11 protein-coding genes are annotated in these 11,242 nt (G+C 76.3%); 3 read left to right on the top strand and 8 right to left on the bottom strand.

Annotated features, from left to right (window positions below; all coding sequences use genetic code 11):
* Positions 1-179 precede the first annotated feature (179 nt).
* On the bottom strand, positions 180-563 hold the full coding sequence (locus ACFC2L_RS09320; RefSeq protein ID WP_375824011.1) for a heavy-metal-associated domain-containing protein: 384 nt from the start codon (positions 561-563) through the stop codon (positions 180-182).
* 24 nt (positions 564-587) lie between these two features.
* A complete protein-coding gene (locus ACFC2L_RS09315; RefSeq protein WP_375824010.1) occupies positions 588-926 on the bottom strand; it encodes a metal-sensitive transcriptional regulator in 339 nt (112 codons plus the stop codon).
* Positions 927-1,169: 243 nt separating this feature from the next.
* Here ACFC2L_RS09315 and ACFC2L_RS09310 point away from each other — a divergent pair, with 243 nt between their 5' ends.
* The 3 genes from ACFC2L_RS09310 (at position 1,170) to ACFC2L_RS09300 (ending at position 3,623) form a co-directional block, all read left to right on the top strand.
* Positions 1,170-1,652, top strand: a complete 483-nt coding sequence (locus tag ACFC2L_RS09310) for a hypothetical protein (RefSeq protein ID WP_375824009.1) — start codon at positions 1,170-1,172, stop codon at positions 1,650-1,652.
* Between the two features lie 134 nt (positions 1,653-1,786).
* Entirely contained in the window at positions 1,787-2,890 is a 1,104-nt protein-coding gene (locus ACFC2L_RS09305) for a DUF2330 domain-containing protein (RefSeq protein WP_375824008.1), read from the top strand.
* 139 nt (positions 2,891-3,029) lie between these two features.
* The gene (locus ACFC2L_RS09300) at positions 3,030-3,623 is read left to right on the top strand and encodes an HdeD family acid-resistance protein (protein ID WP_375824007.1); all 594 of its coding nucleotides are present in this window, start codon (positions 3,030-3,032) and stop codon (positions 3,621-3,623) included.
* 159 nt (positions 3,624-3,782) lie between these two features.
* Here ACFC2L_RS09300 and hemL read toward each other — a convergent pair whose 3' ends face one another.
* The 6 genes from hemL to hemE form a co-directional block, all read right to left on the bottom strand.
* Positions 3,783-5,198, bottom strand: a complete 1,416-nt coding sequence (gene hemL / locus ACFC2L_RS09295; protein WP_375824006.1) for a glutamate-1-semialdehyde 2,1-aminomutase — start codon at positions 5,196-5,198, stop codon at positions 3,783-3,785.
* Positions 5,195-6,226, bottom strand: a complete 1,032-nt coding sequence (gene hemB / locus ACFC2L_RS09290) for a porphobilinogen synthase (RefSeq protein ID WP_375824005.1) — start codon at positions 6,224-6,226, stop codon at positions 5,195-5,197. The genes hemL and hemB overlap by 4 nt, the downstream gene beginning before the upstream one ends.
* Positions 6,223-7,317 carry a uroporphyrinogen-III synthase gene (locus ACFC2L_RS09285; protein WP_375824004.1) on the bottom strand — a complete coding sequence of 365 codons (1,095 nt, stop codon included), beginning with the start codon at positions 7,315-7,317 and terminating at the stop codon, positions 6,223-6,225. Before ACFC2L_RS09285 ends, hemB begins: the two co-directional genes overlap by 4 nt.
* Positions 7,314-8,483: a hydroxymethylbilane synthase gene (gene hemC / locus ACFC2L_RS09280; protein WP_375824003.1), complete on the bottom strand. Its 1,170-nt coding sequence runs from the start codon at positions 8,481-8,483 to the stop codon at positions 7,314-7,316. The genes ACFC2L_RS09285 and hemC overlap by 4 nt, the downstream gene beginning before the upstream one ends.
* A 148-nt stretch (positions 8,484-8,631) precedes the next feature.
* A complete protein-coding gene (locus tag ACFC2L_RS09275) occupies positions 8,632-10,113 on the bottom strand; it encodes a protoporphyrinogen/coproporphyrinogen oxidase (RefSeq protein ID WP_375824002.1) in 1,482 nt (493 codons plus the stop codon).
* A complete protein-coding gene (hemE, locus tag ACFC2L_RS09270) occupies positions 10,110-11,144 on the bottom strand; it encodes a uroporphyrinogen decarboxylase (protein ID WP_375824133.1) in 1,035 nt (344 codons plus the stop codon). Before hemE ends, ACFC2L_RS09275 begins: the two co-directional genes overlap by 4 nt.
* Positions 11,145-11,242: the final 98 nt, after the last annotated feature.

Here is an 11,242-nt window from a genome sequence, read left to right as displayed (position 1 = left end):
CGGCGGAGGCGGCCTCGTGCGCGCGAGGCACGCTCCGGCGTCGGGCACCGTGGCGGTGCGACCTGTCAGCGACCGCTCGCGCGATACGGCGACGACCTGCCGACAGGTCACCCGGGGATGGCGCTGTCAGCAGGAGGTCGCGTCGTGCCGCGACCGGGTGCTGACAGGTCGCGCGCGGGTTAGGAGCGGGGCGGGACCTGGAGGTCGTAGGTCTTCGTCACCGGGGCCGCGGCGTCCGTGGACGTGCTCGGGGCGGTGCCGCAGCCGCACGCGCACGCGTGCGCCTCCTGCTTCTCCGCCGCCTGCTCGGCGTACTGGGCGGCCAGCGCGTCCTCCTGGACCTCGAGCGACGCGACCTCGTAGCCGGCCTCGTCCACGGCCTCGCGGAGCGCGGCCTCGTCGAGCGGGGCGTCGGAGAAGACCGTGACCTCGGACGCGCCGCCGACGCGCAGCTCGACGCTCACGTTCTCGACGCCGGCGACGGCCTCGAGGTCCTTGGTGACGTGCGCGACGCAGTTGCCGCAGGTCATGCCGGTGACGGCCAGGGTGGTGACGGTGCTCATGGTGCTCCTCGGTGGTGGGGTGGGTCAGCTGCGGACGAGGCGGGCGATGGCGTCGGCGGCCTCCTTGACCTTGGCCGCGCCCTCCTCCTCGGACTGGCGCGCTGCGTCGACGACGCAGTGGCCGAGGTGGTCCTCGACGAGGCCGATGCTCACGGCCTGCAGCGCCTTCGTGACGGCGGAGACCTGCGTGAGGATGTCGATGCAGTAGACGTCCTCGTCGATCATGCGCGCGATGCCGCGCACCTGGCCCTCGATGCGGCGCATGCGCTTGAGGTACGCCTCCTTGTCGGACGCGTAGCCGTGCGGACCGGTGTGGGCCGCGTGCTCGTGCTCGACGGCCGGGGCCTCGGTGGTGTCGGTCATGCTCTCCTCCTCGTCCAGGGCGCGGTGCCGCGACCGCGGCGGGTCGATCGTCGTCCTATACCCCACCAGGGTAACCGATCCATACCCCCTAAGGGTACGCGCGCCCCGGGCCGTCCGACGACGACGGCCTGACACGTGTCATGCCCGGGCGGTGACGGGTCCACCTCCTGCGGTGAGAGGGCGCACTGTCGACGCGCCGGTGCCGCCGGGAGGCTGGAGGCACACCCCGACGAGAGGCGCACCATGACCGACATCATCACCGGGCTCCAGGAGCTCACCCAGGGTCTTCCGCCCCTGCTGCGCTGGGTCGGGGTCCTGCTCGCCGGCGCGATCCCCTACGTCGAGGCCGAGGGGGCGGCGATCCTCGGGGTCGTCGCCGGGGTGAACCCCGTCGTCGCGATCGTCGCCGCCGTGGTGGGCAACGCGATCGCGCTCGCCCTCGTCGTCTGGCTCATCGGCGCCGCACGGTCGGGCGTCACGCGGGGGCGCACCGCCGAGCGGTCGCCCCAGCGGCAGCGGATGCGGCAGGTGTTCGACCGCTACGGCGTGCCCGGGGTCAGCCTCCTCGGGCCCCTGCTGCTGCCGAGCCACGTGACCGCGGCCGCCATGGTGGGATTCGGGGCGCCGCGGGCCCGCGTCTTCGCCTGGGGGGTCGTCGCGGTCACGGCATGGGCGGTCGTGCTGGGCACGCTCGTGCACCTCGGCGTCAGCGCGGCGGTCGCCTGACGCGGATCCCGGCTCCCGCCCGACGGCGGCCCGCCGGCCGGTCACGGGCCGCGGGTCACGCTGCTGTCACGGCCTCATCACGATTGCGGCGCTCGTCGCGCGAGGCCCCTGACGCACCACATACCCTCCCAAGCATGGGCAGGGGAGCAGGAGCGGGACGGGCGGTCCGCGCGGTGTCGATCGCGCTCGCGCTCGCGGGGGCGAGCGTCGTCGCGGCGCCCCCGGCGAGCGCGTGCGCGTGCGGCGGCCTCGTCGACGGGCCCGCGTACGACACGTCGGTCTCGCAGGAGACGGCCGTGCTCCAGTGGGACGGGACGACCGAGACGATGCTGCTGGAGCTCGACGCGCTGTCGAACGCCCCGGAGGTCGGGCTGCTGCTGCCGACCCCGGCGCCGGCGGAGGTCGCGCTCGCCGACCCGCAGGTCTTCCGCGAGCTCGACGACCTCACCCGGCCGCGCGCCGTCGTCTCCGACTACCGGTGGTGGCCCGAGCTCGGGTTCGGAGCCGTCGGCAGCGACGGCGCCGGCGCGCCGGCAGGGGTCGCGGTGCTCGACGAGGTGCGGCTCGGCCCGCTCGACGTCACGACGCTCGGCGCGACCGACCCCGGCGCGCTCGGGTCGTGGCTCACCGAACGGGGGTTCCAGCTCCCCGAGTCGGTCCAGACCGCTCTCGCGCCCTACGTGAGCGAAGGCTGGTCGTTCGTCGCGGCCCGGCTCGCGCCGGAGGAGGCGGCCGCGTTCGACGGGACCCTGCAGCCCCTGCGCGTCACGTTCGCGAGCGGCTCGCTCGTCTATCCCATGCGCATGTCCGTCGTCGCCGACGACACCCAGAGCACGCGCACCTACGTCCTGGCCGACCACCGGGTCGACCGCACCGACGCGACCGCCGCCGCGCTCGAGCCCACGCTGCGGTTCGCGGGCCGGGTCGACCCGGCGACGGTGGGCTCCGACGAGCTCGCCGCGCTCCTCGCCGCCGGCAGCTTCGTCACGTCGCACGAGCAGGTCTTCCGCGACCCGGGGACCGAGATCGTCTCGGACTTCACCTTCGAGCCGGCCGGGGCCGACGTCGCGTACGCGACGACGTACGCCGTCGTGGCCGACAAGCGGATCGGCCCGTTCTTCGCGGGCCCCGTCCTCGCGTTCACGGCGGTGCTGACGCTGGCCGCCCTCGTGGTCTGGTCGGGCCGACGCCGGCGCGCACCCGCGCCGGCCCTCGCACCGCGGCCCGCGCGGGCCTGACCGTCCGGCCCGAGCGGGCGAAACGCGCGCTTCGCCGCGACACGCGGGATTTCTGGGTGTTCCATGGAGGCGAAGCGGGAGGCGACACAGGCCCCAGTCCGCCGGTGAGCCGGCCCGTCACCTAGCACGGGGAGTGACCATGACGACGCAGGACCCGATCCTCACCGCATTCTCCAGCACCGCGAAGCAGGTCTGGTACTGGCCAGTGCTCCGCGGGGTGCTCGCCATCCTCTTCGGCATCGTCGCCCTGGCGTGGCCGGACAAGACCGCGGCCGTGATCATCTGGGTGATCGGCATCTTCGCGGTCGTCGACGGGATCGTCGAGATCATCGAGGGCATCCGGCGCCGCGGCACCGGCAGCGGCACCGCGTTCCTCGTGACCATGGGCGTTCTCAGCCTGGCCGTCGGCATCGTGCTGCTCGTCTGGCCGGGCAAGACCGCGATCGTCCTCACGTGGATCGTCGGCTTCTGGGCCGTCGTCTACGGCCTGTTCCAGACCGTCGCGAGCCTCGACCTGCGCAAGGTCCCCGGCAGCGGGTGGGGCTGGGGCGTCTTCGCCGGTCTCCTGGGCCTCGTCTTCGGTCTGCTCGTGCTGTTCAACGTCGACGCCGGGCTGGTGTCGATCGTCTGGATCCTCGCGATCTTCGCGATCCTCTGGGGCGTCATGCTCATCGCCTTCGGCATCCAGGTCCGCTCGCTCGGCCGACGAGCCGGCCAGGCCGCGACATACTGACGCGCCCTGTCCCGCGCGCCCCCGCGCGGCCCCGCGCTGCCGAGCACGCGATCCCGCGCCGTCGAACACGACGTCGGTGTCGTTATCCGCCGGATAACGACACCAACGTCGTGTTCGACGCCTGCCCGGGCGGCGCCCGGGGGCGAGAGGGTCAGGGGGTCAGGCTGGGGTTGACTCCGCGGCGGCTCGGGCCGCGGCGGGGAAGGCGTCGAGGATGCGGGAGACGGCGGCGTCGTCGTGGGCGGCGGAGACGAACCACGCCTCGAACACCGACGGCGGGAGGCTCACGCCGGCGTCGAGCATCGCGTGGAAGAACGCGCGGTACCGGAAGGTCTCCTGCGCCTGGGCCTGCGCGTAGTCGCGCACCCCGGCGCTCGCGGCGAGCTCGCCGAAGAACACGGAGAACAGGGACCCCGCGCGCTGCACGCGGTGCGGGACCCCCGCGGCGTCGAGCGCCGCGCCCACGGCCGACGACAGCACGCCCGCGACCTCGTCCACGCGCGCGTACACCGCGTCGTCGGCGAGACGCAGCGTCGCGAGACCCGCCGCGACGGCGACCGGGTTCCCGGACAGCGTGCCCGCCTGGTAGACGGGCCCGAGCGGCGCGAGCCGGTCCATGACCGTCGCCGGACCGCCGACCGCGGCGACGGGCATCCCGCCGCCCACGACCTTGCCGAACGTGAACAGGTCGGGCGTGTACCCGTCGGCGCCCTGGCCGCGCAGGACGGCGTTCTCGAGCCCCCACCACCCGCTCGGCCCGACGCGGAAGCCCGTGAGCACCTCGTCGAGGACCAGCAGCGCACCGTGCGCGGCGGTGATGCGGCGCAGGCCCTCGTTGAAGCCCTCCGCGGGTGGGACGACGCCCATGTTCGCGGGCGACGCCTCCGTGATGACCGCAGCGATCTCCGACCCGCGCTCCGCGAACGCCGCCTCGACCGCGGCGAGGTCGTTGTACGGCAGGACGAGCGTCTCGGCCGCGGTCGCCTCGGTGACCCCGGCCGAGCCGGGCAGGGCGAGCGTCGCGACGCCGGAGCCCGCCTCCGCGAGCAGCGCGTCCACGTGCCCGTGGTAGCAGCCGGCGAACTTCACGACGACGTCGCGCCCGGTCACGCCGCGCGCGAGCCGGATCGCGGTCATCGTCGCCTCGGTGCCGGTCGACACGAGGCGCACGCGCTCCGCGGCGGGCACCCGACGGCGGATCTCCTCCGCGAGCTCGACCTCGCCGAGCGTCGGCGCGCCGAACGACAGCCCGCGGGCCGCCGCCTCCTGGACCGCCGCGACGACGTCGGGCTGCGCGTGCCCCAGCAGCGCGGGGCCCCACGAGCACACGAGGTCGACGTACTCGCGCCCCGCGACGTCGGTGACGTACGGCCCCCGGGCCGAGGCGAGGAACCGCGGGTCGCCGCCCACCGACCCGTAGGCGCGGACCGGCGAGCTCACGCCGCCCGGGAGCACGCCCTGCGCGCGCACGAACGCGGCGTGGTTGTCCGCCCCGCCTGCGCCCGGGGCGCCGAACAGCGCCGCGTTCTCCGCCTGCACGGCCTCCGCCGTCCCGAAGCCTCCGGTGTCCGTCATGCCCGCGTCCTTCCGTCGTTCTCGTCGAGCCAGCCCGCGAGCTCCGTCGCCCAGTAGGTGAGGATCACGTCTGCGCCGGCGCGCTTGATGCCGAGCACCGACTCCGTGATCGCGCCGCGCCGGTCGATCCACCCGTTCGCGGCAGCGGCCTCGATCATCGCGTACTCGCCCGACACCTGGTACGCCGCGACGGGCACCGCCGACATCTCGGCGACCGCCGCGAGCACGTCGAGGTAGGACCCGGCGGGCTTCACCATGACCATGTCCGCGCCCTCGGCGAGGTCGAGGTCGGCCTCGCGGAGGCCCTCCCGGGCGTTGCCCGCGTCCATCTGGTACGTGCGGCGGTCGCCCTGGAGCGCCGAGTCCACGGCCTCGCGGAACGGCCCGTAGAACGCGCTCGCGTACTTCGCGGAGTACGCGAGGATGCCGACGTCGTCGAACCCCGCGGCGTCCAGCGCCTCCCGGATCACGCCGACCTGGCCGTCCATCATGCCCGACGGCGCGACGACGTCCGCGCCCGCCCGCGCCTGCGCGACGGCCATGGAGGCGTAGCGGTCGAGCGTCGCGTCGTTGTCCACGACCACGGACCCGTCGCGGCCGGTGGTGAGCACGCCGCAGTGCCCGTGGTCGGTGAACTCGTCCAGGCACGTGTCGGCCATGACGACCGGCCCGCCGCCGGCGTGCTCGCGCGCCGCCTCGACCGCGACCCGGATGCCGCACTGCAGGATCCCGTCCTCGGCGTCCGCCTGCGTCCCGGTCGCGTCGCGCTCGGCGGGGATGCCGAACAGCATGACGCCGCCGACGCCGGCACGGGCCGCGTCGCGCACGGCGTCCGCGAGCGTCGCCTCCGTGTGCTGCACGACGCCCGGCATCGACGAGATCGGGCGCGGCGCGTCGAGGCCCTCCTTGACGAACAGCGGCAGCACGAGGTCCGACGCGTGCACGCGCGTCTCGGTGACGAGCCGCCGCACGCGCGGGCTCGTGCGCAGGCGGCGCGGCCGGTGGTGCCCGGCAGGCAGGTGTGTCACGAGGGGTCTCCTTGGTCGGTCGCGCCGGTCGCGTCGGTCGCGTCGGGGTCGTCGGGGGCCGGGGGAGCGGCCGGGCCGTCCGACGGGACGGTGGTCAGGGCCGCGTCGACGGCGGCGGCGAGCGCGGCGTCGGTCGGGCGCTCCGCCACGACGTCGAGCCGCAGCCCGACGGCGCGCGCCGCCCGGGCGGTCGGGTCGCCGATCGCGACGCCCGCCACGTCCTCGCGCGGGCCGAGCTGCCGCGCGACCTCGCGTACGACGCTCCCCGACGTCAGCACGACGGCGTCCACCTCGCCCCCGCGCCACGCCGCCACGACCTCCGGCGCGAGCACGTGCGTCACGGTGCGGTAGACGGTGACGACGTGCGGGACGTACCCGAGGTCGTGCAGGCCGTCGTGCATCGTCGGCGCCGCGAGGTCTCCCTGCGGGAGCAGCACCAGGCCTCTACCTCGCGAGGTAGAGCCCTGGGCAGGCGAGGTAGAGCCCTGGTCGGCCGAGGTAGAGGTTTGGTCTGCCGGGGTAGAGGCGTGGTCGGTCGAGGCGAGGGACGCGAAGGAGGCGACGAGGCCGCGGGCCGAGTTCTCCGACGGCTCGAGGTCGACCTGGACGCCGACGGCTTCGAGGGCGCGGCGGGTCGCGGGGCCGACGGCGGCCCACCGGGACCGGCGGGCGGCGTCGGCCAGGTCGAGGCCCTGGCGGGCGACGGACGCCCGGAGCTCGTCGATCGCGTTGACGCTCGTCACGACGACCCAGGCGAAGTCGCCGTGCGCGAGGCGAGCGACGGCGCCGTCCACGGGGGCGGTGTCCTCGACCCGGGCGCGCTCGATCGCGGGGCTGACGAGGACGCGCGCACCGGCGTCGCGGAGCGTCCCCGCGAGCCCGGCGGCGCGCTCGGGCGCGCGCGGGACGAGGACCGTCCGTCCGGCGAGCGGTGCGCCCGTGGCGTGCGGGACCGTCGCCGGTCCGGCGGTCTCGGTGCCGCCGCGCGGGGTCGGCCGCTCCGGCGGGGTCGGCTGCGGGGTCCGCTCCGGCGGGGGCGGGACGACGGGCGCGGGGCCGCGCGACGGGTCGCGCAGGGGGCCCGGGCTCATTCCGCCTCGCCGCGGTAGCCGCCGTCGCGGAGCTGCTCGCGCGCGGTCTCGACGGCGCGGTCGGGCGACGGGACGGCGTCGGCGTCCGTGGCCTGTCGCGTCGTCGCCTGGGCCGTCCCGGTCACGGTCCCGGAGTCGGACCCAGCCCTGGCTCCGGGCCCGGAGCCGGTCTCGCGGAGCGGGGCGAGGCGGGCGGCGCCGTCGGCGAGGAGCGCGTCGGCGACGCGGACGCCCAGCGCGCGGGCGGCGTCGTCCCGCGCGTCCGGGGACGACGCGCCGACCGGCACGGTGGTGCGGCCCGAGTGCGTGAGCTGCTCGGCGCCGTCGACCCGGGCGACGACGGCGGTCAGCACGACCTCGCCGTCCTCCACCACGGCGTGCGCACCGACCGGGGCCGCGCAGCCGGCCTCGAGGCGCGCGAGCAGCGAGCGCTCGGCGAGCACGGCGAGGCGCGTCGGCTCGTGGTCGAGGTCGTGCAGCGCGCGGGCGAGCACGGGGTCGTCGAGCGACGCCGTGCGCACCTCCACCGCGAGCGCGCCCTGCCCGGCGGCGGGCGCCATGATCGCGGTGTCGACGACCTCGGACACCGCGTCGAGCCGGCCGAGCCGCGCGAGCCCCGCGTAGGCGAGCACGACGGCGTCGAGGTCGGCGTCGGGGCCGAGCGCCCGGGCGAGGCGCGTGTCGACGTTGCCGCGGATGTCGACGACGTCGAGGTCCGGCCGCACGGAGCGGAGCTGCGCGGCGCGGCGTGGCGACCCGGTGCCGACGCGCGCGCCGCGCGGGAGCGTCGTGATGGTGAGGCCGTCGCGGGCGCACAGGACGTCGCGCGGGTTCTCGCGCTCCGGCGTGACCACGGTCAGCCGGGGGGCGGGCTCGGTCGGGAGGTCCTTGAGGGAGTGGACGGCGACGTCGCAGCGCCCGTCGAGCAGCGCCTCGCGCAGCGCGGTGACGAACACGCCGGTGCCGCCCATCTGGGCGAGCGAGCCGGTGAGGACGTCGCCGTCGGTGCGGACGCGGACGAGCTCGACGTCGCGGCCGGTCAGCTCCTCGAGGCGGCGGGCGACGTGGCCGGACTGGGTGGTGGCGAGGGCGCTGCCGCGCGTGCCCACGCGGAGGGGAGGGGTACCTGCAGGGCTCACGGTCCCAGTCTCTCCCCACTTCGGCATTCCACGGAAATGCGCACGTCACGGTGCTGGGAATGCGCGCGGGAGTGACGTGGTCCTGACGCGGGGTCAGGAACTTCCGGACACGATGTCAGGACAATTCGCGAGCGCATTTGACGCCGCATTTCTCGGGATTCCGGTAAGGATTGCCTCAGTCGAGGACGGCGAGGCCCCGGGCGCATTCCTGGGCGTGCCCGACGATCGCCGCGAGGCCCGTGCCGGCGATCCAGCCACCCGTCACGCCGAGCCCGGGGACGGCGTCGACCCGGGCGACGAACGCCGCCACCTCGCGCCGGAACGCGGGGGTGGGCGGGGGCAGCGCGCCGTTCCAGCGCGTCACGACGTGCCCGAGCACACGGCCGTGCAGGTCCACGCCGAACAGCCGCGAGGCGTCGGCGACGACGCGGTCGAGGTCGGGCTCCGTCGTCGCGCCGATGCGTCCGTAGCTGAGCCGCACCACGTGGTGGCCCGGTCCGACGGCGGCGCGCACGCGCTCGCGCAGCCACGGCCACTTCGCCGTCGAGTGCGTCAGGGCCTTCGCCTCGACGTCCGACGGCGGTGCGGCCCGCCCGGCGTCGCGGTGCGGTGGCGCGACGAGCAGGCCGGTGCCGCGCGGCGCGTCGTCGAGCTCGGGCGCGCGCAGCAGGAGCGTCACGAGCCGGACGTCCGCGCCGGGCTCCGGGTCCGGCAGCAGGTCGGCGGCGGTGCCCACGAGCGGGCCGAGCGCGTCCACGAGCGCCGGGGTCGTCACGACGAGGCGCGGCGCCGCGAGCTCGACCGGCCCGTCCGGCGACTGCGCCCGCACGACCCAGGTGCCGGGGCGGGGGGTCGGACCCGCGTCGGGACGGCTCGCGTCCCGGCGGACGACGTCCGTGACCTCGTGGCGCACGCGGACGTCGGTCCCGACGGCGAGCTCCTCGACCAGCCGGTGCATGCCGCCGTCGATCCCGCGCACGGCCGAGCCGGCCGGGGCGAGCGCGCGCAGCGACGCGACGGCGCGCGCGAGCGAGCCCTCGCGCTCGAACGCCTCGCGCAGCCCCGGCGCGACGGCGGCGACGTCCAGCCGGTCGAGCGGGGCCGAGTGCACCCCGGCCGCGACGGGCGCGACGAGCCGCTCCGTGACGCGCGTCCCCATGCGCGAGCGCGCGAACGTCTCGAGCGTGCGCAGGTCGGTGAGGCGGCGGGGCAGGACGCGGTCGAGGCTCGCGCGCAGCGCCCCGCCGACGCCGACCGCGCGGCGGACGTCGCGGGACCACGGGTGGGCGGGGATCCCGAGCACGCCCGCGCGGGGCAGCGGGTAGGCGCGGCCCGCGGCGTAGCCCCAGGCGCCGTCCCCCGACGGCTCGACGACGTCGAGACCGAGCGCGGCGACCAGGTCGCCGACGGCCGTGCCGCGGGCCGCGAAGGACTCGGCGCCGAGGTCGACGCGGACACCGTCGAGGCCGGGCAGGTCGCCGCCGCGGACCGGCCCGCCGGGGACGTCCGCGGCCTCGAGCACGGCGACGCGCAACCCCCGCTCGCGCAGGGTCCGGGCCGCGGTGAGGCCCGCGACCCCCGCGCCGACGACGATCGCGTCCACCCCCTCGGGGACGGCCCCGGGGGAGGTGCGGGACGTCGTCGGCTCGGTGCTCACCGTCGGGTCGCCTCCTCGTGCGCGTCGTCCTGTCCCGTCCAGTCTGCGCCGAGCGCGTGGACCAGGCCGACGACACGCGTGAGGACGTCCGGGTCGGTGTCCGGCGGCACGCCGTGCCCGAGGTTCACCACGTGCCCCGGCGCGGTGCGCCCGCGCCGCACGACGTCGCGCACGTGCGCCTCGAGCACGTCCCACGGCGCGGCGAGCAGGGCGGGGTCGACGTTGCCCTGGACGGGCACCGGGCGGTGACCCGCGGCGAGGAGGCGCGCGGCGTCGTCGAGCGGCGTGCGGTAGTCGACGCCCACGGCGACGTCGCCCACCCCGGCGGCCGTGACGGCGTCGCGCATCGCGGGGAGCAGGTGCTCCGTGCCGGTGCCGAAGTGCACGACCGGCACGCCGAGGTCGGCGACGTGCGTGAGTGCGCGCGTGCTCGCCGGGGCGGCGCCCGCCGCGTAGTCCGCGCGCGAGAGCGAGCCCGCCCACGAGTCGAAGAGCTGGGCCGCGCTCGCGCCCGCCTGCACCTGGGCGCGCAGGAACGTGCCGGTGAGGTCGGCGGCCCAGTCGACGAGGCGCTGCCACGTCTCCGGGTCGCCGCGCAGCAGGGCGCGCGCGGCGAGGTGGTCGCGCGACGGCCGGCCCTCGACGAGGTAGGCCGCGAGCGTGAAAGGCGCCCCGGCGAACCCGATGAGGGGGGTCGTGCCGAGCGCGTCGACGGTCAGCGCGACGGCCTCCCGGATCGGGGTGAGCGACTCCTCGGTGAGCTCGGTCTCCACGAGGCGCGCGACGTCGTCGGGCGTGCGGTACGCCTGGCCCATGACCGGGCCGACGCCCGGCGCGATGTCGACCTCGACGCCCGCGAGGCGCAGCGGCACGACGATGTCCGAGAAGAAGATGCCGGCGTCCACGCCGTGCCGGCGCACGGGCTGCAGCGTGATCTCCGACGCGAGGTCGGGGCGCAGGCACGAGTCGAGCATGCTGACGCCCTCGCGGGCCGCGCGGTACTCGGGCAGCGAGCGGCCCGCCTGGCGCATGAACCACACCGGTGTGATTTCCGGGCGATTTCCCGTCGTGCCCGCGCGCAGGGCCTGCACGAGCGGCGAACGGTCCGTGCGGCCGTCGGTCAGGGGAT

The sequence above is a fragment of the Cellulosimicrobium sp. NPDC055967 genome (genome assembly GCF_042269845.1).
Lineage (GTDB): Bacteria > Actinomycetota > Actinomycetes > Actinomycetales > Cellulomonadaceae > Cellulosimicrobium.
The sequence above is the reverse complement of the archived record's forward strand: the minus strand, read 5'-3'. Positions and strand labels throughout refer to the sequence as shown.

Coding starts and splice junctions, on each gene's coding strand:
- ACFC2L_RS09315 (WP_375824010.1), bottom strand. CDS start 926: ATGACCGACACCACCGAGGCCCCGGCCGTCGAGCACGAGCACGCGGCC.
- ACFC2L_RS09305 (WP_375824008.1), top strand. CDS start 1,787: ATGGGCAGGGGAGCAGGAGCGGGACGGGCGGTCCGCGCGGTGTCGATC.
- ACFC2L_RS09320 (WP_375824011.1), bottom strand. CDS start 563: ATGAGCACCGTCACCACCCTGGCCGTCACCGGCATGACCTGCGGCAAC.
- ACFC2L_RS09300 (WP_375824007.1), top strand. CDS start 3,030: ATGACGACGCAGGACCCGATCCTCACCGCATTCTCCAGCACCGCGAAG.
- hemL (WP_375824006.1), bottom strand. CDS start 5,198: ATGACGGACACCGGAGGCTTCGGGACGGCGGAGGCCGTGCAGGCGGAG.
- hemE (WP_375824133.1), bottom strand. CDS start 11,144: ATGCGCCAGGCGGGCCGCTCGCTGCCCGAGTACCGCGCGGCCCGCGAG.
- ACFC2L_RS09310 (WP_375824009.1), top strand. CDS start 1,170: ATGACCGACATCATCACCGGGCTCCAGGAGCTCACCCAGGGTCTTCCG.
- hemC (WP_375824003.1), bottom strand. CDS start 8,483: ATGCCGAAGTGGGGAGAGACTGGGACCGTGAGCCCTGCAGGTACCCCT.
- ACFC2L_RS09285 (WP_375824004.1), bottom strand. CDS start 7,317: ATGAGCCCGGGCCCCCTGCGCGACCCGTCGCGCGGCCCCGCGCCCGTC.